The sequence below is a fragment of the Microcoleus sp. FACHB-1515 genome (assembly GCF_014696105.1).
In the GTDB taxonomy this organism is placed as follows: Bacteria; Cyanobacteriota; Cyanobacteriia; order Elainellales; family Elainellaceae; genus JAAUTJ01.
This window is the reverse complement of record NZ_JACJPO010000056.1, coordinates 92,219-113,130: the sequence shown is the minus strand read 5'-3', so window position 1 is coordinate 113,130 and position 20,912 is coordinate 92,219. Positions and strand designations below refer to the sequence as shown.

Annotated in this window: 17 protein-coding genes; 7 read left to right on the top strand and 10 right to left on the bottom strand. The window is 54.9% G+C overall.

All coding sequences use genetic code 11. The annotated features are described in order from the left end of the window. Positions 1-73: 73 nt before the first annotated feature. Positions 74-1,303 (top strand): URC4/urg3 family protein, encoded by a 1,230-nt coding sequence (locus H6F67_RS19110; RefSeq protein ID WP_190768217.1) that lies wholly within the window; start codon positions 74-76, stop codon positions 1,301-1,303. Between the two features lie 231 nt (positions 1,304-1,534). Here the strand turns inward: H6F67_RS19110 and H6F67_RS19105 are convergent, their stop codons facing one another. Further along, positions 1,535-2,434, bottom strand: coding sequence for an alpha/beta fold hydrolase (locus H6F67_RS19105; RefSeq protein WP_190768216.1), 900 nt, complete (start codon positions 2,432-2,434; stop codon positions 1,535-1,537). 471 nt (positions 2,435-2,905) lie between these two features. Between H6F67_RS19105 and H6F67_RS19100 the strand changes: the two genes are divergently transcribed. Further along, positions 2,906-3,454, top strand: a complete 549-nt coding sequence (locus H6F67_RS19100) for a hypothetical protein (protein ID WP_190768215.1) — start codon at positions 2,906-2,908, stop codon at positions 3,452-3,454. Between the two features lie 37 nt (positions 3,455-3,491). On the opposite strand, the gene H6F67_RS19095 is transcribed toward H6F67_RS19100, so the two are convergent. Further along, positions 3,492-6,077: a 5'-nucleotidase C-terminal domain-containing protein gene (locus H6F67_RS19095; protein WP_190768214.1), complete on the bottom strand. Its 2,586-nt coding sequence runs from the start codon at positions 6,075-6,077 to the stop codon at positions 3,492-3,494. 186 nt (positions 6,078-6,263) lie between these two features. On the opposite strand from H6F67_RS19095, the gene H6F67_RS19090 reads away from it, so the two are divergent. Together H6F67_RS19090 and H6F67_RS19085 are read left to right on the top strand one after the other, a co-directional pair. Further along, the gene (locus tag H6F67_RS19090; protein WP_242020713.1) at positions 6,264-8,702 is read left to right on the top strand and encodes an endonuclease MutS2; all 2,439 of its coding nucleotides are present in this window, start codon (positions 6,264-6,266) and stop codon (positions 8,700-8,702) included. A 46-nt stretch (positions 8,703-8,748) separates the two neighbouring features. After that, on the top strand, positions 8,749-9,879 hold the full coding sequence (locus H6F67_RS19085) for a histidinol-phosphate transaminase (protein ID WP_190768213.1): 1,131 nt from the start codon (positions 8,749-8,751) through the stop codon (positions 9,877-9,879). 2 nt (positions 9,880-9,881) lie between these two features. On the opposite strand, the gene upp is transcribed toward H6F67_RS19085, so the two are convergent. From upp to H6F67_RS19055, 6 genes are all read right to left on the bottom strand, one after another. Next, entirely contained in the window at positions 9,882-10,514 is a 633-nt protein-coding gene (gene upp, locus H6F67_RS19080; protein ID WP_190768212.1) for a uracil phosphoribosyltransferase, read from the bottom strand. A 284-nt stretch (positions 10,515-10,798) separates the two neighbouring features. Beyond that, on the bottom strand, positions 10,799-11,167 hold the full coding sequence (locus tag H6F67_RS19075; protein WP_190768211.1) for a response regulator transcription factor: 369 nt from the start codon (positions 11,165-11,167) through the stop codon (positions 10,799-10,801). 152 nt (positions 11,168-11,319) lie between these two features. Next, positions 11,320-11,982: an HAS-barrel domain-containing protein gene (locus H6F67_RS19070; protein WP_190768210.1), complete on the bottom strand. Its 663-nt coding sequence runs from the start codon at positions 11,980-11,982 to the stop codon at positions 11,320-11,322. A 108-nt stretch (positions 11,983-12,090) separates the two neighbouring features. Beyond that, entirely contained in the window at positions 12,091-12,345 is a 255-nt protein-coding gene (locus tag H6F67_RS19065) for a hypothetical protein (protein WP_242020712.1), read from the bottom strand. 91 nt (positions 12,346-12,436) lie between these two features. Further along, positions 12,437-13,387 carry an AEC family transporter gene (locus H6F67_RS19060; RefSeq protein ID WP_190768208.1) on the bottom strand — a complete coding sequence of 317 codons (951 nt, stop codon included), beginning with the start codon at positions 13,385-13,387 and terminating at the stop codon, positions 12,437-12,439. 28 nt (positions 13,388-13,415) lie between these two features. Then, positions 13,416-15,512 carry an IMS domain-containing protein gene (locus tag H6F67_RS19055; RefSeq protein WP_190768207.1) on the bottom strand — a complete coding sequence of 699 codons (2,097 nt, stop codon included), beginning with the start codon at positions 15,510-15,512 and terminating at the stop codon, positions 13,416-13,418. 277 nt (positions 15,513-15,789) lie between these two features. Here H6F67_RS19055 and pdhA point away from each other — a divergent pair, with 277 nt between their 5' ends. Both pdhA and H6F67_RS19045 read left to right on the top strand, forming a co-directional pair. Next, on the top strand, positions 15,790-16,815 hold the full coding sequence (gene pdhA, locus H6F67_RS19050) for a pyruvate dehydrogenase (acetyl-transferring) E1 component subunit alpha (protein WP_190768206.1): 1,026 nt from the start codon (positions 15,790-15,792) through the stop codon (positions 16,813-16,815). Between the two features lie 6 nt (positions 16,816-16,821). After that, positions 16,822-17,079, top strand: coding sequence for a chlororespiratory reduction protein 7 (locus tag H6F67_RS19045; RefSeq protein ID WP_190768205.1), 258 nt, complete (start codon positions 16,822-16,824; stop codon positions 17,077-17,079). Here H6F67_RS19045 and H6F67_RS19040 read toward each other — a convergent pair whose 3' ends face one another. Beyond that, positions 17,080-17,283 (bottom strand): hypothetical protein, encoded by a 204-nt coding sequence (locus H6F67_RS19040; RefSeq protein ID WP_190768204.1) that lies wholly within the window; start codon positions 17,281-17,283, stop codon positions 17,080-17,082. 106 nt (positions 17,284-17,389) lie between these two features. On the opposite strand from H6F67_RS19040, the gene H6F67_RS19035 reads away from it, so the two are divergent. Then, positions 17,390-20,296, top strand: a complete 2,907-nt coding sequence (locus H6F67_RS19035) for an ATP-binding protein (RefSeq protein WP_242020711.1) — start codon at positions 17,390-17,392, stop codon at positions 20,294-20,296. Here the strand turns inward: H6F67_RS19035 and H6F67_RS19030 are convergent. Further along, on the bottom strand, positions 20,293-20,865 hold the full coding sequence (locus H6F67_RS19030) for a DUF2854 domain-containing protein (protein ID WP_190768203.1): 573 nt from the start codon (positions 20,863-20,865) through the stop codon (positions 20,293-20,295). The two genes, H6F67_RS19035 and H6F67_RS19030, sit on opposite strands and share 4 nt — an antisense overlap. Positions 20,866-20,912 lie beyond the last annotated feature (47 nt).

Below are 20,912 nucleotides of genomic sequence, written 5' to 3'. Positions count from 1 at the left end.
ATCGCGATCGCCCCGTCGATGCTGCTTGAAAGGGCGATAAGCTGAGCGAGGAACCTTCACTCGATCGAACCCGATGCCTGACCCGATGTCTGAACTGAACGCCACCGTGCAATATTTGCGGTCGCCCTCGGCCATTCGCGATCGCTGCGGACAAGTGTTTGAACTCGCCTGTGCAGATAAACTTGAGCATTTTCGCGTTGATCTCGATCGGCTCGATGTCGTTGCCGCATACGTGCTGGACGTAATGCAGACACAATATCCCGACGGCAACGTGCCGTTTCATAGCCGCTGGCGGCATTTTGAGGTCGGTGGCATCGATCGTGCCGCCCGCCTGCATCAGGAAGACGCGATCGAACAGGCCAGAGTCATGTTTGACCTGGTGATCCCCAGCGTTTTGCTGGATGCCGGAGCCGGAACCGCCTGGAAATTTGTCGAACCCGACACCAATCAAGTATTCGGACGATCGGAAGGCTTAGCGATCGCCAGCTATCACCTGTTCACAGCGGGCAAACTGTCGAGCGATCCCGCTCACCGACGAACCGACGCCCAAGCGCTTTTGAACTTGAGTGAGGAGACGATCGCCACTGCCTTTCAAGTCAGCCAGGACAACCCAATCGTGGGACTGAGCGGACGAGTCAAACTATTGCAGCGGTTGGGCGCAGCCATGCTCGATCGCCCCCAGATTTTCGGCAGCGACAATCCCCGACTCGGCGCAATGGTCGATTACCTGCTGCCACAAGCCCAAGCCAACATCCTACCCGCCCGCCTTGTTTTCGCCGCCGTCCTCGAAAGCCTGAGCGACATTTGGCCGAGCCGCATTCGTCTCGATGGTGTCAACTTGGGCGATGTCTGGCCGCACTCCGCCCTGCCCGACACCGCACCCGGATCGCAGCTTGTCCCCTTCCACAAGCTTTCGCAGTGGCTCACCTACTCGCTCCTCGAACCGCTCCAGTCGATCGGCCTGCAAATTACCCACTTGGACGAACTCACCGGACTACCCGAATATCGCAACGGCGGCTTGTGCCTCGACCTTGGCTTGCTCAAAGCCAAACACCCCGACGTGTTAGACCATGTTCACACGAGCGGATCGGAAATCATCGTCGAATGGCGATCGCTCACCGTGATTTTGCTCGATCGCATTGCCGATCGCATCCGCCAAACCCTCAACCAAACCGAAACCACCCTACCCCTCGTCAAAGTTTTGCAAGGCGGCACCTGGACAGCCGGACGCCAAATCGCCGCCAAACTGCGATCGAACGGAGCACCGTCAATTGCGATCGAAAGTGACGGCACGGTTTTTTAGAGAATCGGGAGTCAGGAGTTGGCAAGAGGTGGATGAGCAGAAGGCAACGGCTCGGAAACGAAGGACGCGGCGGGAAAGCAGATGCGTAGCGCCACATTGACGCTCACCGATCGCCCCTTGCGTGGGGGTCAGGGGGAAGGCACTCCCCCCTGTGGGGTTGGAGGTGTGTGTGGGGGCAACTCCAACACTCCACTGGCTCGGAAACCAAAAGCCATCAAAAAGACAAATAATCTATTCGCTTCGATCGCCCTCAAACCGTCGTAAAAACTTGCGAATCAGCCCGATCGTCAGCCCCGGCAACTCAAGCTGCGGCGTCAACCCCACCGATTCAACAATTTCCAGCGCCTCGATCGCCCCCGGATTCAACGCCGCCAACCGCTCACCCAGTTCCGGACTCGTAAACTGCGACTTGCGCCCCCAAATCATCGCCGTCCGCGTTTCCAACTTCGGCACATACAAAGCCAGATCAAAACACAAATCTCCCCGCACAAACGACAACGCACTATATTCCGCATTCGGCTGCTGAGCCGAGGCCAGATAAGCCGCCACAATTTCCGCATCAATCCGGCGCGGATCGGCAAACTGCCGCTGCTCCAAAAAACTGCGAATGCCGTTGGGCGTCGCAATTCCCGCACTGTAGAGAACGCGATCGACAATTGGCGTACTCACTAGTTGAGCAAAAAAGCTGCGGCTGTAATCATTGCCAAAATCCGACAGACCCGCAGGCGTCGTCAAGATGAGCGATCGAAACAACTGCGGCGATTCGGTTGCCAGTCGCAGCGTCATTGCCGCCGTCAGCGACGACGCAATCACCGTCACAGGCTCGGTGCAGGTCGCCTCCAAAAATTCACGAATTATCGTGAGATAGTCTTCTACCCGATAGTTCCGTTCCGGATGATCCGATCGCCCCCAGCCCAGCAAATCCGGTGCCAACACTCGATATTCACTGGCGAACGCCGGATACACCCGCGACCACTCAAACGCCGAAGAACCTCCACCAAAGCCATGTAGAAACACCAAAGTGTCTGATCGATCGCTCTGCTCCCAAGGTGCATCATCCGCGCAATAGTACGCGATCGTACCAAGACTCGTCACAAGCGCGTGCTGGCAAAATCCAGGTGGTTGAAACATAATTTAAGCAAAGCTTGATGAAATTGAGCTTTATGTTCGTAAAGATCTGAACTCTTCGGGCAAAACCTGGTATTCTCGGCTTAATTCTGAAGTAACGTGGAAGCTTGTCCAAATTTCTCTCTGCCTGCCCGCAGGCAAATTTAGAAAGCCAGGTGCATCTTCAAACATTTGATTCGCGTTCTGCTTCAGCTAAATAGCTTCTTGAGGTTGTGTCATCTCTTGTCTCGCGCCTGCACCCATTTTTCGGCTTCTTTGAGTGTAGAGCAGCTTGTTTACCACCGTGTTGAGCTTGGACTTTCCCAAAGTCAAACTTGTTTTGATGATAGGCAGATTTGTGAATCGGATTGAAAGAGGAGTGTGAAAGCGATCCGTCTGAGCAAAGCACTTTAATGTCTTGCAGACGATCGCTGCGTGAATCACCGTCGTTTGCCGCTCGATTGCTCAGCAGCCAGCGGCCTTATAGAAAGACCTATGACAAATCCTCATGACCTTCGAGCTGTTCCGCTGGCGCCAGCAGAGTTTGCGTCCCAGCCGCCGATCGAGCCAACCGCCCTGCCGCTGCGGTCTCAAACGGAGTTGGCCGCTCCGCCCGATTGGGTGCACCTTGACTGGACAGAACTCGCCATTTATGAAACGGTAGAGCAGCAGTTTCTCGATCGCGGCGTGCAGTTTGAAAATGCGATCGCGCTAGTGCCTTCCAATCCAGCTTATCCGCCCGCAACCGGAAAAACCGTTTTGCTGGCCGCTCCCAAAAGCGGCTGGCTCGCAGCCAACTTTCCGCAGCCCGTGCGCTATGTCAGCAGTTGCGTCACCAGTTCGCGCCGCGCCGTGCTGTCTGCTTTTGATGCAGACGATCGCCCGCTGGCACAAACCGAAACGCCCAGCGCAAATTTAGCCGGAGCGGATGCCGAAATTCCGCCAAACCTTGAACTGAGCCTGCACGCCGAAAACATTCACCGCATCACCATTCAAGCGATCGATGGGCAGTTGACGCTGGGCGCATTTCGGTTCAGCTACTAAAGGCAGCAGGCGGATTGCCCTGCTGCCTCGCCTACCATTACGCCACACTAAACAACGTGAAATCTGCTGCCGTAAGCTGATTGGGACGGATGCCTCGGACGATCGCCAGCTCGTCATCACCCAAGCTGATCACGGTGCTGTTGCCACGCCCCTCAAAGTCAAGACGGTTGAAGCGCAAGCCTGCATCGCGGCCAAAGCGATCGCGTCCATTCTGAAAGTCGCGGATAATATCGACCCCATTTCCCGTTTCCAGAACGAACAGATCGCGTCCTTCCCCGCCGATCAGTGTGTCGCTGCCCGCCCCGCTGACCAGCGTATCGTCGCCGCGTCCACCGATTAGCCTGTCGCTGCCGATGCCGCCGTTGAGAATGTCGTCACCGCCCAAACCATTGAGGCGATCGACATTGCCCAAGCCAATCAGTTCATCGCTGCTGCTAGTTCCGCGCAGGCGATCGCGACTTTTTGCTCCCACCCGCAGACGGCCAGCCGAGAAAACCATGTCCGATCGAGCGCTGAGATTTTGAATGCGAATGTCGCGATCGGGCGCTGTGTCTCTTGCGGTGTAGGTGTCCGATTGCAGCAGAAATTCGGCCAGAGCGTCTTGCTCGCTGCCTATGGATTGGAACGTTGCTTGACCCGGAGAAAGAGGTGCGGCGGGATCAAGTCTGCCGTTGCGATTTAGGTCAACCGTTTCGGCCAGCAGATCAACGCGATTTGCCAAGGTCGGATTGTCGCGCACAAAGCGGCCAAAGGCGTAACCATCGCCGCCCACCGAATCCACCGTTGTTCCGGCCAAAAAGTTCAGCGTCACCATGCGAAACGTCCGGTTGGCATCACCAACGATCGCGCCATCTCGCGCCACCACATCGATGATTCTGCCGTTTGCATCGGTAACGGCCAGCGATCGCACCCGCTGCCCCGCATCCAGAATGCCATTGCCGTTGAGGTCTTCGCCCGTGTCGATCACGCCGTTGCTGTTGAGGTCTTCGGCGCGGGGACGAGTCGGATCAAAGCTAAACGATAAGCCGCTCACTTGCGGAAATCGTCCGGGTGTGTTGCCAGCGCGAGTGTCGGCCACGCCCTGCTCGATCGTTTGGAGTAGCTGCTGAGCCGTGACACTAATAAGCGTCAAACCGTTGTTGAAGCGCAGCGAGTTTTCGATGTCGAGGCGGGAAATATCGCCTGTTTGCTTGTTGGCGATCGGATTGGCCTGCGGCGGCAGTTCCTCAACTGCATTCGGGTCGGTCGCGCCCGGAGAAGCCGTAATCGTGCCGATGTTGTCGCGGATGCCACCGCCATTTTTCAAGGAAATCACCACTGTCGGATCAACCTGGCGGGCATAGAACAAATTGGCATCGGCGCTGAGGTTGCCCAAGTTGGTTTCCTGCGTTCGCACGTCGGCGCGTCTGCCGTTGAGAAACACATCGGTGCTGCCAAAAATCAAGCCGTCCTTGGCAGCGATGACGTTGCGAATTGCATCGGAGATGGCGACAACGTTGGGATTGGCCTGAGCGCGGGAATCAACATCTGCCCCATAGACGCGATCGACTCCCGCTTCCGTCGTGGCATACGCGCCTGTAAGGTTGGGATCGATGCTTCCCGGCAAAATCACGCCACTATCGTCGAAATCGACCACCAAGCGCCCGACATACTTGTAATTTGCTTCGGTGTTGACGACGAGGACAGGCTGATTGCTGGCCGAAGTGCGAACGATCGGATAGGTGCCGCCGCTCGTATCTCCCGGTCGAATCGGGTCGGTGCTATCGGCTAGCAGCGTGTGGGAACCGCCCGCCACGATGATGTCCACGTTCCGCAGTCGCCGCGCCAGTTCATCGCGCTCGATGAACAACTGCTGCATGTGCGAAAGCAAAATGATTTTGTCGATTCCCTCATTGGTCAGCGCATCAACCGTTGTTTGAATTTCTGCCGCTAGCGCATCGTAGTCGCCGGAATTCGCAGGCAAGACGCGAATGTCGCCCGGAGAAGAAATCGATCGCAGCGTTGGCGTCGTCGCACCCACGATCCCGATCCGCTCGTCGTCTGCTGTGCCAAGCTGTCCGTCTTCGCCCGCAACGGTGATTACCGTACTTTTGGCGATTTTGCCGCGAATTGTGTTAGCTTCTGCGGTTGTCTGATTCTCGGCGAGATCGCTAGCAGCAAGATCGCCTCTGGCCGTGTTGCTGGTTTCCGGCGAAAAGTCGAGATTGGTGCTGAGGTAGGGAAAGTTGACGCCCGGATTGCCGCTGCCAGCCCGCAAAATGTCGCGCACCTGCCGCACACCCAGGTCAAATTCGTGGTTACCCAAGGCGGATGCCTGAATGCCGATCGCGTTCAAAATGCCAACATCACCGCGTCCTAAAACTGGAGCCGAGGAAGTCCCCAAGCCACCGACGCCGTTCAAAGAAGTGTCAGATGAAGCATTGAGAAAAGGGCCAGGAATGTAGTTGTCGCCCGAAGAAAGCGTCAGGGTATTTGCTAGCGTTGTGCTGTTTACGCCAAAAGTTGCCGGATCAGTATTAGTACGCAGGCGATTGATGACTGCGGAGAAGCGTACCGCGTCATCGATCGCCGGAATGCCACCTTCAAAATCCGAGGCATGTAGCAGTTGCAGTCTTAAAGTCATGCGGGGGAATACCGAGAAATTCGTGAATTGATCACTTGGCCTTCCTCAAAATCTCACAGGCACATTAAGGCGGCGGGAATGAGACATTAAGGCGGTTTTAACCTCTAGAAGAGCGTATCGACGAACAGGCTGGAGACCGGAAATCCCTCTTGTGGGGAAAGCTCGATCGCCTGTGAATATTCGATAATGGAAGCAGTAGGAACCCGTAGAAGCGCGTTGATTCAAACCGAAACTTTAGAACTACTTGAATGGTCGCGGCTCGGTCAGCATCTCGCGACATTTGCCGCCACCAAGCGAGGCGCGATCGCTGCTCGACAACTTGAAATTCCCACTTCGCCCGTCGAAAGCTTGAACCGACTGGCACAAACCAAAGAAATTTATCAGCTTGAAAGCGGTGCAGCCAGCTTGAGCTTTGACGGCATCGAAGACATTAGCGATGCGCTAGAAAGAGCCGATCGCCAAGGCATTTTGGCCGGAGACGAACTGCTGGCGATCGCCACAACATTAGCCGGAGTGCGGCAGATCCGGCGCGTGATCGACGATCGCCCCGACCTCGAAACGCTCAACGAACTGGTCGAAGATCTGCGGACTTACCCGGAACTGGAGCAGGAAATTCACCGCTGCATTGACGATCGCGGACGAGTGGCCGATCGCGCCAGTCCAAAGCTGGGCGGCATTCGCGAACAACTCAGGCAGCAGCGCGATCGCATCTACGAAATTCTCAATCGCATCTTGCAGCGACAGGCAAACGCCATTCAGGAATCGCTGATTACGCAGCGGGGCGATCGCTTTGTGATTCCCGTCAAAGCACCGCAGAAAGATCAAATTCCCGGCATCGTCCACGACACCTCGACCAGCGGCGCAACGCTGTATGTCGAGCCGAATGCGATCGTCGGGCTGGGCAACCAGATTCGGCAACTGGTGCGCCAAGAGCAAATCGAAGAAGAAGCCGTGCGCCGAGTGTTGAGCGGACAGGTGGCAGAAGTCAAGCCGGATCTCGATCGCGTCCTGGAAGTTGCCACGACGATCGATCTAGCGACGGCTCGCTCCCGCTATGCCTTCTGGCTGGGTGCAAATCCGCCGCGCTTCATCAATTTGGACGAGCAAGGCGAGGTGAAGGAAACGAACGAATCGATCGTCTTGCGGCAATTGCGGCATCCGCTCCTCGTGTGGCAGCAGCAGCACGAGCAGGGCGCGTCCGTTGTGCCGATCGATGCGATCGTGAAACCGCAGTTGCGCGTCGTCGCCATTACTGGTCCCAACACGGGCGGCAAAACGGTGACGCTAAAGTCGATCGGATTGGCGATGCTGATGGCAAAAATGGGAATGTTCGTGCCCGCTCGTGAACCTGTCGAACTGCCCTGGCTGAATCAGGTTTTGGCCGATATTGGCGATGAGCAGTCGCTAGAGCAAAGTCTGTCCACCTTTTCCGGCCATATTCGCCGAATTAGCCGAATTTTAAACGCATTAGACGGCGATCGGCCTGCAAATGCGCTCGTTTTGCTTGATGAAGTCGGAGCCGGAACTGATCCTTCTGAAGGGAGCGCTTTGGCGATCGCCCTGCTCAAACACTTGGCTGACCACGCTCGCCTCACCGTTGCGACAACGCACTTTGGCGAACTGAAAGCCCTGAAGTATCAAGACGATCGCTTTGAAAATGCCTCGGTCGAATTCAACGATGTCACCCTGTCGCCCACTTACCGTTTGCTGTGGGGAATTCCGGGGCGATCGAATGCCTTGGCGATCGCGCAACGGCTCGGACTCGATGCCGAAATTGTGGCTCAGGCGCAATCGCTGGTTGGCGGCGCATCGGAAGACGTGAATCAGGTAATTAGCGGGCTAGAAAATCAGCGCAGACAGCAAGAGCAAAAGCATCAAGAAGCCGAGCAACTGTTGAAGGAAGCCGAGCGACTGTATCGCGAAGTGTCGCAAAGAGCCGATCGCCTCCAGCAGCGCGAACAAAGCTTGCAGCAGCAGCAAGAACAAGCCGTTCAGCAAGCGATTCAGCAGGCCAAAGGCGAAATCGCGCAGGTGATTCGCCGTCTGCAAAAGGGAACTGCGACCGGACAAGATGCTCAGCAAGCCACCGATGCACTGAATCAAATTGCGGCTGAGCGGTTGCCTTCTCGTCAACAGCCGCCCAAACCAAAACCGGGCTTTCGTCCCAAAGTGGGCGATCGCGTCCGCATCCCTCGCTTAGGCCAAACTGCCGAAGTTTTGAGCAGTCCCGACGATGCAGGCGAACTCACCGTCCGCTTTGGTTTGATGAAGATGAGCGTTGCGCTCGCCGATCTTGAATCGCTCAGCGGTGAAAAGGCCGAACCAGTCAAGCCGAAGCCCGAACCTGCACCCGTGCCCAGTCCGCCCCCGTCGGCTCCGGCTGTGCGGACTTCGCGCAACACGATCGATCTGCGCGGCAGTCGGGTTGGAGATGCGGAAGTTGAACTGGAGCGGGCGATCGCGACTGCCCAACCGGGGCCACTATGGATTATTCACGGGCACGGAACAGGCAAGCTCAAGCGCGGCGTTCAGGAATTTTTGCAGCGGCATCCGCAGGTCGATCGATTTGAAGCAGCCGAACAAGCTGACGGCGGCACAGGCGTCACAGTTGCTCATATTGTGTAAGGTCGTTGGTATTGTTAAAGACTGAGGACTTTGCCAACATCTGCTCATGCTGCCTTTTCTTCGATCCGATCTCGCTCAACTGATCGCCTACACGCCGCATCCCGGTGGCAAGTCGGGAAGTCCCGAATCGATCGCGATCGATACCGTTCCAGGAGCGCTCCGCGATCGTCTCGACACGAATGAATGCCCCTACGATCTGCCGAACGACCTGAAGCAAAAGCTGGCGTGGCAGTTTCAGCATGAACTGGAAGCGAATCGCTATCCAGATGGCGCTCATGCTGCGCTGAAAGCAGCGATCGCGCAGTACGTCACCGAGTCCACCCAACTTGAGGCGAACGCCATCACAGCCGCCAATATTTCTGTCAGCAACGGCTCAGATGAACTGATTCGATCGATTTTGATCGCCTCGTGCATTGGTGGAAACGGCGCGATTCTCGTCGCTCAGCCGACCTTTTCGATGTATGCAATTACCGCGAAAACCTTGAGCGTTCCGGTTGTGACGATCGATCGATCGATCCAATTTGAGATGGATCTGACAGCGGCACAGCGAGCGATTGACGCAACGCAAAATCCACCCATTCGTGCCGTCTTCGTGGTTCATCCCAATTCCCCGACCGCAAACGCGCTGACGGAGCGCGAAATCGATTGGCTCCTGAGCTTGCCGCCAGAAGTTCTCGTCGTTGTAGATGAAGCGTATTTTGAATTTAGTCAGACCAGCCTAGTCGGTTCACTGCGATCGAACTGGGTGATTTTGCGGACTTTCTCGAAAGCGTTTCGGCTAGCGGCTCAGCGAGTTGGCTATGCGATCGCCCATCCCGAACTGATTGCCGCCCTCGAAAAAGTCCGACTGCCCTACAATTTGCCGAGCTTTTCACAGATTGCCGCCCTCGTCACCCTTGCCCAGCGTCATGAATTGCTGACGGTGATTCCCACGATTCTAGAGGAGCGATCGCGCCTGCTTTCTGCCCTTCGCACGCTGCCCGAACTGCAAGTATGGCCGAGCGACGCCAATTTTCTATTTGTCCGCCGAAAAGATGAAAGTTCGCTCGAAGACGTTTTTCACGCTCTCAAAGCGCAGGGGACGCTGGTGCGATCAATCGCCAATGGCCTCCGCATCACAGTGGGAACGCCTGAAGAAAATCAGCGCACGATCGATCGTCTCACTGCCTTGCTCTAAACTTATTTCGTGCCAAACATTCGATCGCCCGCATCGCCCAAACCCGGAATAATGTAGCCGTGTGCGTCGAGCGTTTCATCGATCGCTGCCGTGTAGATCGGCACGTCGGGATGGTGCGCCTGAAAGTTTTCAATCCCTTCGGGCGCGGCCAGTAAGCAGACGAACTTGAGCGATCGCGGTGTCGCATCCTTGAGCCGATGCACCGCTGCCACTGCCGAATTTCCGGTTGCCAACATCGGATCGACCACGAGCATATCGCGATCTTCAACATCGTGCGGCAGCTTAAAGTAATACTCAATCACGGCCAAAGTGCGCGGATCGCGATACAGGCCAATGTGCCCCACTCGCGCCGAAGGCATCAGCTCCAACATGCCATCGAGAATGCCTTGCCCCGCCCGCATAATCGAGACAATCACCATCTTTTTTTCAGGAGCCAAAATCGGCGCATCCATCGCTGCCATCGGCGTTTGAATTTGCTCCTTCTTCAGCGGCAAATCTCGCGTTACTTCATACGCCAGCAGCATACTAATTTCGCGCAGCAGCGATCGAAACTTCGCCGTACTCGTTTCCGCCCGCCGCATCAACGTCAGCTTATGCTGAATCAGCGGATGCCCAATCACCGTTACGTTTTCCATGACCCTGCTCGATCGCGTTTCACTGTCTGGAAGCAGTTTAACGCTAAGTGGAGAATGGGAGTGTTGGGTGTCAGGTATTCAGGGAGCAGACAACTGCCGTGAACTGAAGTTCCGGCTCAAAGCTGAAACCCATTTAAATGGGTTGGGTTGATGACTCTCAGTCCGTTGAAACGAACTTGAGCTTTGAGGTTTGGAAATTGTTTTCGGATAAGATTTTCGGGTGCAATGCGTCAGTTCTGTAGTTCAACTTCGATCGCTCCGTTCGCCCCAAAAATCGAGAAATCCTAAATTCCTCGCAATAATCGCTTCACTGTCTGCACCAACTCCGGCGGCTGAAACGGCTTCGCGATGTACGCATCTGCCCCTTGTTTGAGTCCCCAGTAGCGATCGAACTCTTGATTTTTCGTCGAACAAATCAAAACCGGAATACTTCTCGTATTGGGATCATGCTTTAGCCAGCGACACAAATCATAGCCATTCATCTGCGGCATGATCAAATCCGTAATCACCAAATCCGGTGCATCCGCTTCGATCTTTGCCTTCGCCTCAACGCCATTCTTCGCTTCAACGACGGCAAAGCCAATGCCCTGCAACACATCTGCAAGCACGCCTCTCAAAGTCGGGCTGTCATCCACAATTAAAACTGTTGTCATCGCTTACCGCCTTCACCGATTCCGCACCGATCGAGCAGTCGTCGAATTAACGCCGCCTATTTCTTTTACTCAGTCTGATCGCGCCAAGATCCGGAAAGGGAAGATGGTTAAAGCCAAGCAGTGCCGTTTGCCGCTAGCAAAATTTCAGAAAACTACAGATGAATTTGGCTGAGGATGACCTGGAGGCGATCGAAATCATCCTTGAGCAGCAAGCTCAACATCCGCCCCGCCTGCACCAGCCAAGCGCGATCGCCCTTGCGAAGCTGGTAAATCTCGCGAATTGCCGCTGCCGTCAAGCCATCGACGGGAGCCTGGCTGACCTGCAAAAGCGTCCGCAGAAAATCCAGCTTTTCGCTAAAGTGAATCACTTCTTCCACCTCGCAGTAATAAACCGCCTGGTGAATTTGGGGCGGGCGCGGCGGCAAATATTGATAGGTTGTGCCTGCGATCGAACTGCCGTTATTGCGCGACTGCGTTTGAAAACCAACGATCGCCGCTCGAAACTCAGTTCGCAGCATTGCGAAAATTTGTGGCTGCTGTTCGCGCAGTTCTGCCATTGACATGCCCAAAGCGCGAGCGCGATGAACCGAATCGATCGGGCTGGTTGTGGCGTGATAAACAACGGCATAAACCAAATTGCCGGATTCTTCATCGATCGCCTTTACCCAGCTTCCAAACGGCGGCATCACGGCAAAACTTAAATCTTCCGGCTCAAGACACTGCGCTAAGAATTCAGTGGTTGAAGTTTCGATTACTTCGCCAATGTGGTTGGCGGGGCGATCGGATGTCGAGAATTGCGGAAGGGGGAGGCGCATAGTTTTGAGAGGAGAGCGATCGAAATCAACAATTGAATTTGCAGTAATTCTTTAATGAATCAGCACAATCTTACTGCGATTGTTTGGCTACTGTAATCGTTAAAAAGGTTACTCATTCGCTGTCTCATCTGAACTCGCGGCTTCGGCTTCCATTGCTTCTTGAACAAACAATCGAGCTAGTCGATCGTACATGCCTGCGCCGATGTATTGCGGATATTTGTGCGATCGACTGTAGATCCAAATCAGTTCATCAAACAGAAAAATCCGAATATCTTCGGTCAACCGCTTGCATTTGGGCTTGAGCGAATTGGCGGTTTCTAGCGCATCTGTCCACCGCTCAAACTCTTGAGAATATCCGGGCATCACAACACGAAACATATTTTATAGCTATCGATACAACGAATTTATTTCGATCGCACGGCGATTTATTCAAATTGTCAGCAGGGCGATCGAATTACAGGACGTGAAACAATAATAGCCACAGCGGAATGGTCAGCAGCAGCAAAATCGTGGAGAGAAGAATGCTGCTAGCAATCAGTTCGCGATCGAGTTCATATTCTTCCGCCAAAATCAATCCGGCAAACGCCGTTGGCATTCCGGACATCAGCACCATTGCAAGACGGGCAGACGGCTCAAAATCAATCAGCGTCGTGGCGATTCCAACCAGCAGCGGCATCAGCACGACTTTGAGGCAGGCAGGCACGATCGCCAATCGCAAGCTTTTCCAACCCTGCAACTGTGCCAGTCGAATGCCCATCAGCGTTAAAGCACAGGGGATCACAATCCAGATCGATCGATGCAGTCCCACCTCAAACAGATCGGGAAAGGCCACAGGTCTAGTCAGCGTTCCAACGATGAACGCCCACAGCGAAGGAACCGTCAGCACGTCGCGCACCTGCATCCACCAGCGGTTTTGCTTTGCGTCGCGACCAAAATAGCTAGAGATTGCCACGCCAATTCCGTAAGTGCCGATCAAATTCTGCGTGACGCTGTAGAAAACCAGCCAGCCGTGATAGGCCGGATCGATGAACGTCGGCGCGATCGCCAGTCCGACAAAGCCCGTATTGCCAATCATCGTGGACAGGATGAAGCTGCCTTGGCGCGATCGTGCTTCCCAGATGTCAGACGAGTCGGGGATCGAGCGCCAGCGCAGCCACTGCAAACCGCTCCAGCCCAATCCCAATCCGGTAATTAGGGCGGCGATCGTGACGAAGGGTGTGAGTCCTACCGCCACTGTGATTTGCGTTTGTCGAGCGAGGGTGAAAATTTGCAGCGGTACGCCGATCCAGTAGAGGGCGCGTCCCAGCAGACGAGGAAAGGCAGCGGGCAAAAAGCGACAAATTAACAATCCTAGCCCTGTCCAGACGAGCAGCGGCAGGTAAGCCTGAATTAGCGTGTCGCTCATTTTGCTTGAGGAGGTCGTTCCTCAAAAATTATTGCACCGTCCAGGCTTTGATGCGCCATTGTCCATCTTGACGAACTAGCTCATAGCGAATCTGGAGGCGATCGTTGCGTGAACCATCTGAACTCGGCTGGCCGTCTTCAAACAGATTGGCCGCCTCAGTGACTTCTGCTTCGATCGTCGCCTCATCGGGATTGTTGGTATCCGCTTCAACGCCCGTCACGTTCACCTCATGCTCATATTCAAAATATTGGCCGTCACGCTCGGCATCGTCCACGTTCTTTTGCCACTGCGACAAAGCGGGATCAGTCAAAATTGTGGCAAGCTGAGCGCGATCGTGATTTTCGCCCATCGCAGCGGATTTCGCTTCCAGCCAGGTCTCGAGAATTTGTTGAGCGCTTTCGGTGGTTAGGGGTGCTGTGGGATCGATCGCGGCGGGCGAACTTGGCAGGGCGATCGGCGGCTGACTCACGCCAATATCAAGCTGTTCTCCTTCGAGTTGCGGGCCAGGATTCAGCGCATTCCCAAGCCAGGCAAAGGTGCGACTGGCGAGGAATCCAAAAATGCCAATTCCCAAAATGCCCAGCAGCACCATCAGCGCCAGGCGATCGAACCGAGGCGAAGACCGACGACGCACAGCGGCTTGACGCGGGCGCGACTGCGGACGCTCACCCACTTCAACAGGTAGCGGCGCGATCGGTGTTTGGCTAATTCGTTCGGCACTGGGCATCGGAACTGTGCCGTTGCGATCGTTCACAGGCGGATCGATTGCGGCAGAAGTCGATCGCTTGGCCGGAGTAGCCTGCACGACCGTCCACTGATTTGCGGCTTCCGGCTCGTTCGGCAGTTCTTCGAGATAGGCTTGCACCTGCTGATCAGCGAAATAATCTTTCAGGGACGCTTCGCGGCGGGCAAGGTCGCGAAAATGCGGAAAAACTTCGTTTTGCAGCCAGCGTTCGCTGTAGAGGCATAGCCCCGGCAGCAAATCTGGCGAACCTTGCGAATGTTCGCGAATGAAGGCGAGCGATTCGTATTCGTGGCTCAGTTCCAGGGCACGACTCGCTTCTTCGGTTTGCCCCAGCAACAGCGCACAAACGGCTTGTTCGAGGTGAACATCTTGGCGCGTGCCGAGTCGAACTAAAAGCACTTTGGCGCGACGAATCAAAGCAGGTTCGCGATCGCCAAATCCTCGTGCCAGCAGCGCATAAACTGCCAGATACGTTGCAACTGCCGAAGGTCGCCTCGCTTCTGCTTCAAACAAAGTTTGCTGTTCAGCGGCAGTCAGGTAGCTGCGAAGCTGCTGAATGAAGCGCAAAAAATCGTCGGTGCTGAGGCCAGAGTGGTCATCGCCGCTGCCATCAATGCCGCCTCGGTCTTGCAGCATGTCTTGCAGCAGGTTCAAGCCTTGCTTGCGATCGCTCACGCTCGTTTCCGGCAAAGCCAGCAGTTCCAGGACGCGATAAGGCCGCAGCTTAAACAAATCCGCTTGAATTTCGCCGCGCACACTGGCAAATCCGCCTTCGCGCAGCAGCAATTCCTGTCCGGTTTCCAGCGATTCGGCAGCGTTTTCGTACTGGCCTTGCTGCCACTGTTCACGGCCTAATTCCAAACAGGCAAACGCCAAGGTGAGAACAATATCCGCCTGTACCAAATCTGACGCTTGGTTTGCAGGCTGGGCGGCATAGGCATAGCGTTTTGAGCCGCTGCTGAGGTAAGGGCGACCGAGCTTGAGAACCAGTTCATATTCGCCCAGTTCCAGCAAAATCAGCAGTGCGCCGACAAGCTGATCGTCTTCGATTTCAATGCTGGGCGTGTAGGATTCGGCGATCGGGTCAGTTGCCACTGCCACGCCGCCTGTGCCGTTTTCGCCGCCTGCCTCGGAACGACGATCGCCGTCTACCTCATACGCTTTGGCGAGAAAATTCGCGTCATAGGCTTGGCGCTGCGTCGAGTCCGACAAAACGGCAAAGGCTTCGTCGATCAGTTGCCGCCTTGCGGCGATCGCGGCTTCCGAGTATTCGCGGCGAGGAAGTTGCAGCGTGCGATCGCGGTGAGCCTGCTGAAGCTGCTCGCTCGTCGCCTGAATCGGCAATCCCAAAATCCGGTAGTAATCCAGCGGAATTCGCACAGTCCACTTCCCCAAGTAAAAATAGCTCGATCGACCCGTATCGCTTGCAACCCGTCAAAATAGTATCTTTATCATAACGAGTCGGAGTTGGGTGAAATTTACCTCCAAACCGCTCGAAAGATCCGCTGGCTTTAACATAAGTTTTTACAAGCTCGACTCCGTATAGAGTCACGAACTTGGCAGCGGCGATCGATAGCATTGCCGAAAGAAGCCTGATACGATCTAGAATCGCGCTTAATACTAGCGCTTCACTTGCTCAGAGGACAACTGCAAGCTCATGGTTCAAGAAAGAACATTGCCTCCCGTAGCCGCCGCTACAATCACCAAAGCAGAAGGGCTGCGGCTGTATGAAGACATGGTGTTAGGCCGCTTCTTTGAAGATAAATGCGCCGAAATGTACTATCGGGGCAAGATGTTTGGGTTTGTCCACTTGTACAACGGGCAAGAAGCGGTTTCTTCCGGCGTGATCAAAGCGATGCGCCCTGACGATTACGTTTGCAGCACCTATCGCGATCACGTCCATGCCCTCAGCGCTGGAGTTCCCGCCCGCGAAGTGATGGCCGAACTGTTCGGTAAAGTGACCGGATGCAGCAAAGGGCGCGGCGGATCGATGCACCTGTTTTCTGCCGAACACAATTTGCTGGGCGGCTATGCGTTCATCGGGGAAGGCATTCCGGTCGCAACCGGAGCCGCCTTTCAAACCAAATATCGCCGTGAAGCCTTGGGCGACGAATCTGCCGATCAGGTGACGGCCAGCTTTTTTGGTGACGGCACAGCGAACAACGGACAGTTTTTCGAGTGTCTGAACATGGCTGCGCTGTGGAAGCTGCCGATTTTGTTTGTGGTCGAAAATAACAAATGGGCGATCGGTATGGCGCACGATCGCGCCACCTCGCAGCCGGAAATCTACAAAAAAGCCAGCGTCTTTGGAATGCCCGGAGTTGAAGTGGACGGCATGGATGTCTTAGCGGTTCACAAAGTCGCCCAAGAAGCTGTTGCTCGCGCTCGTGCAGGTGAAGGTCCCACGCTAATTGAGTGCTTGACCTACCGCTTCCGGGGTCACTCGTTGGCCGATCCTGATGAGTTGCGATCGAAAGCCGAAAAAGAATTTTGGTTCGCCCGCGACCCAATCAAAAAGTTCAGTGCGTACCTGACTGAGAACAATCTCGCCAGTGCAGAAGAACTCAAAGCAATCGATCGCAAGATCACGGCTTTGGTTGAAGAAGCGGTTCAGTTTGCGATCGAAAGTCCCGAACCTGATCCCGCCGATTTGTACAAATACGTCTTTGCCGAAGACGAGTAAGCCACTATGCCCGACTCGATCATGTTCAGCGGCGATGGCTTCGTCGTGCTTGAACCCGACCAGCCCGAACAGTTCCTCTCGCCCACCGAACTGTTCGACAAGCTCAAGGCCATCCTCGCCGATCGCCAAGCCGATCTGCCCAGAGATTTGCAGCGGTTCGACTCGATCGATGACCAAGCGCAATACCTGATGGAATCATCTTGCGAACTTGATGTCGGGCCAGGGCAGTTCTTGCAGTGGTATGTCATTCGCACCGAGAAGTAGCTAGCTCCATCGCAATTTCAGCACTCGCGCCTCAAATCGAAGCGCGACTTTTGGGTGGCAATTCGCGATCGAGTTTCGATCGACACCCACAGCTTCAGTCAAAAAACCGTTCACCTTTAACAGTTCTCGATTGGGGATCGATCGATAGTGGTGATGGGGAATACCAGTAGTATCGTTTGGTGCGGCAGCTTCGGCGGACAGCATCAGTTTGTCACGAGTTTGGCACGGAGCTGTTCCGCGAGTCGAGCGTTGAAGTGAGCGATCGCAGGGTGCAGCTAGCGAATCTTTGTCCGACACGACTGCACAATTTATGAGCGATCAGCAGGAACATCTTTCTGCAACCAATTCAATCGGTCACGTCCAGCCTCCGGTGGGAATGCGCCTGCTGCCGAGCTTGACTTCGCCGGAATCATGGGGATTTGGCTTCAGCGGCTTGCTGCTGTGGCTGGGACCTGCGCCTGCAATGCACGCGGTTTTGGGCGATCGCGCAATTTGGGTGTGGATTCCGGGCGTGATCGTCGGCATGTTGCTGAACTTGCAGGTGAAGCGGCTGGGAACTTTTTGGCCGTCGATCGCAGGCGGAACACCCAACTACACGACGCGCCTGCTGGAGAATCATCCAAAATTAGCGGCTTATGCGGCGATCGGCTATTTCTTTGGCTGGGCAGCCGTTCCCCTGGTGAACGCAATTATTCTCACCGATTTGATTCAGGCTAATCTTGCCTCGCTGGGAATGCACTGTCCAGGTGTCATTCTCAAGGTTGGCTTTACGGTTTTGGCGTTTGTGGTCGCCTTCAGCGGCACTCGTGCTTTGGGCATTTTGCATTTATTCTTCATCGTGCCTGCCCTCGGATTTTTGCTGGCCTTTTGCCTGCAAGGATTGGGCTGGCTGATGTTTTCGCCGCTCAGTCCCGGATTTTTTCCGACGCAGTGGCCGAGCTTCAATTTTGTCGAGTGGGCAAAGTGGTTTTTCATCACTGTTTACGCGCTTTATGCCTGCGAAACCGCTTCTTCGTTTGTCTCCGACAGCCGCGAGCCAAGCTGGACGCTGCGCTGTCTGTCGGTGACGGCCAGCTTGATCCCAATCGTCTACCTAGGCGGCTCTTGGGTGCTGATGCGCCTGTCAAACGGACTAGAAACCGACAGCAACGCTTTTCTCAACTTGCTCAGTGCTGCCACACCGTTCTGGGGCGGTGCAACTCCGCTGCTGGTCACGTTTCTGGTCGTTTCAAGCTGTCTGCTCAGTTGCGCCACCGGGTTCTCGAATTCGCCGCGCATTCTCTACCAGCTTGCCCAAGATGGCTATCTTGCTCCGGTCTTTGCGATCGCTTCACGGCGCGGCGTGCTAGGACCTGCCTTAATTTTCACCTTGCTGGTGAGCTTGACGGGCGTGGTGTGGGGCGATGTGTCTCGTGTCGTCATGGTGACGGGAACTGGTTATTTTTGCTCGATCGTTGCCCTGCATCTGGGTCTGTGGCTGCGACGCGATCGCCCAGAAGTCATTTGGCCGCGCGGGTCGATCGCTTTTTTCACGGTTGAGTGCGTTGTCCTTGTGGTTGGCGGTTTGGCGTGGAGCTGGCAAGATTTTTTGCTGGGCTTGCTGCTGCCCGCCGCAATTTTAGGCATGGACGTGCTGATTCGCCGTCTCGACTGGCCTGTGTTTCAGCCGCAATGGTGGATGCAGCGCGATCGCCCGCGTCTTCAGCAGCAGCAAAATGTCGTCGCGCTTCAGGTCTTCATTTTGCTGCTGCTGGTTTGCGGCACGGCGATTTTAGTTTGGATGCTGCGATCGGATTTAGTGACAGCTTCCAGCGATGTCAGCACGAATCTGTTTATCGTTGTGCTGCTGACCGTCGCGTTTGTCAGCATTGCCGTCGCTTGCTGGACGAGTTTGCCGCAGGTGACGGCGATCGCTGAAGCAAAAGAACGCGCCGAGCATTTGTTTGGCGTTGCCCTCAATGCAATTTTGGTGTTGGATGAAACGGGACGAATTCAGCAGGCCAACCCTGCCGCGCACGAACTGTTTCAGCCGGAAACGTCGCTTTTGGGAGCCGCACTGTCAGAACTGCTGATCGATCTTGAAGGCAGTCCGAATCGCTGGTTGGATCGCAGCGAACAGCGGCTCTGTTTGCCCAATCAAACCAAGCGCATGGTCGAAATGTCGATTTCGCGCACAACCTTGCCCGATCGATCGAGCGAATACATGGTGATTTTGCGCGACATCACCGAGCGCAAAACAGCAGAAACGGCACTGCTGCGATCGGAAATGCAACTGCGTCAACAAGCCCACCAGCTTCAGCAAACGATTCAAGAACTGCAAAAAACTCAGGCGCAAATGCTTCAGCAAGAGAAAATGTCGAGTTTGGGTCAACTGGTTGCAGGCGTGGCGCACGAAATCAACAATCCGATCAATTTTATTCACGCAAACGTCAATTACGCCAGTCAATACACGCAAGATCTCCTGAATTTATTGGCGCTCTATCAGACAACCTACCCAGACGCCACGCCAACTCTGCGATCGCAAATTGCTCAGATCGATTTGCCATTTTTGATTGAAGATTTGCCGCGACTGCTGGCCTCGATGAAGGTGGGAACCGATCGAATCTGCGACATTGTGCGATCGCTCCGCAGCTTTTCCCGACTAGACGAAGCCGAAGTCAAAGCAGTCGATATCCATGACGGCATTGAAAGTACGCTGATGATTTTGCAAAGTCGGCTCAAAGCAACTCCCAAGCGGCCTGCGATCGAAGTCGTTCGCAAGTACGGCAGTTTACCGCTGGTTGAGTGCTACGCCGGACAGTTGAATCAAGTGTTTATGAATTTGCTCACCAATGCGATCGATGCGATCGAAGACGCTTATCTTCAGTCGGTCGCGATCGTGGGCGAAGGGCGATTGGGGATCATCACGATTCAAACCGCCGCGATCGATCAGCAAGTCTTCATTCAAATTCGCGACAATGGTTCGGGCATGAGCGAAGAAATTCAGCGTCGCCTGCTCGATCCGTTTTTCACAACCAAACCTGTCGGCAAAGGAACAGGACTCGGCATGGCGATCACCCACCAAATCATTACCGAGCGGCACGGCGGACGCTTAGAGTGCATTTCGGATGTTGGGCAGGGAACCGAGTTTTCGATCGAAATTCCCCTGCGGCAAATTCCCGCTGTCAGTGCTGAAGTTGAATCGCACGAAAGTGCTCTGGCTGGAATTGATGCTTAAGAATTCGACTGAGCGACGGCAGCCGGAGCAGAAGCTGCAATCAGCGCCATTTCCACTTCATCTTCAGGAAGCTGCTTGAGGGTGAGGCGCAGTCCGGGACCAAAAAAGCGCTCCATTTTTTCGCGCTTTTGCTCCCAAGTTTCAAATTTAATCAGCGGCGACTCGAATTCCAAAATCAGCGCGTAGTGACCGTCGATCGCTTCTTCGCGCAACGCCTTCAAACGCGGGCGTTCTTCGTCAGACGGACTCATGCCCAAATGCTCCAGCGAGCTATCAAGGTGCGCTTCTTGACCATAGCGAAAGCGCGTTACGTCTTTGCGAATTTGGTTTTGTGTTGCCGTTGCCTGCTGCGATCGAAGCTGCAAAACTTCCGGGGTTGGCTCTGATTGCGGCACGGGTCGAAGCTCCGCTGCTTTCAAGGCAAAACCGCCGAGCAAAATCGGAATGCCATAAAAAAATCCGATCAGATTCAAGGTCGAATTGCCGACAAAGTACGCATAAAATCCGGTGACGGTCAATATGCCGCCAACGACCAACCCGATCGATCCCAGTGAGATTCGGCCAAACATCGCGATACCATAGAAGCAAGATACTTCACAATTATTCACTATTGTGG

Coding starts and splice junctions, on each gene's coding strand:
- H6F67_RS19110 (WP_190768217.1), top strand. CDS start 74: ATGCCTGACCCGATGTCTGAACTGAACGCCACCGTGCAATATTTGCGG.
- H6F67_RS19105 (WP_190768216.1), bottom strand. CDS start 2,434: ATGTTTCAACCACCTGGATTTTGCCAGCACGCGCTTGTGACGAGTCTT.
- H6F67_RS19100 (WP_190768215.1), top strand. CDS start 2,906: ATGACAAATCCTCATGACCTTCGAGCTGTTCCGCTGGCGCCAGCAGAG.
- H6F67_RS19095 (WP_190768214.1), bottom strand. CDS start 6,077: ATGACTTTAAGACTGCAACTGCTACATGCCTCGGATTTTGAAGGTGGC.
- H6F67_RS19090 (WP_242020713.1), top strand. CDS start 6,264: ATGGAAGCAGTAGGAACCCGTAGAAGCGCGTTGATTCAAACCGAAACT.
- H6F67_RS19085 (WP_190768213.1), top strand. CDS start 8,749: ATGCTGCCTTTTCTTCGATCCGATCTCGCTCAACTGATCGCCTACACG.
- upp (WP_190768212.1), bottom strand. CDS start 10,514: ATGGAAAACGTAACGGTGATTGGGCATCCGCTGATTCAGCATAAGCTG.
- H6F67_RS19075 (WP_190768211.1), bottom strand. CDS start 11,167: ATGACAACAGTTTTAATTGTGGATGACAGCCCGACTTTGAGAGGCGTG.
- H6F67_RS19070 (WP_190768210.1), bottom strand. CDS start 11,982: ATGCGCCTCCCCCTTCCGCAATTCTCGACATCCGATCGCCCCGCCAAC.
- H6F67_RS19065 (WP_242020712.1), bottom strand. CDS start 12,345: ATGCCCGGATATTCTCAAGAGTTTGAGCGGTGGACAGATGCGCTAGAA.
- H6F67_RS19060 (WP_190768208.1), bottom strand. CDS start 13,387: ATGAGCGACACGCTAATTCAGGCTTACCTGCCGCTGCTCGTCTGGACA.
- pdhA (WP_190768206.1), top strand. CDS start 15,790: ATGGTTCAAGAAAGAACATTGCCTCCCGTAGCCGCCGCTACAATCACC.
- H6F67_RS19045 (WP_190768205.1), top strand. CDS start 16,822: ATGCCCGACTCGATCATGTTCAGCGGCGATGGCTTCGTCGTGCTTGAA.
- H6F67_RS19040 (WP_190768204.1), bottom strand. CDS start 17,283: ATGCTGTCCGCCGAAGCTGCCGCACCAAACGATACTACTGGTATTCCC.
- H6F67_RS19035 (WP_242020711.1), top strand. CDS start 17,390: ATGAGCGATCAGCAGGAACATCTTTCTGCAACCAATTCAATCGGTCAC.
- H6F67_RS19030 (WP_190768203.1), bottom strand. CDS start 20,865: ATGTTTGGCCGAATCTCACTGGGATCGATCGGGTTGGTCGTTGGCGGC.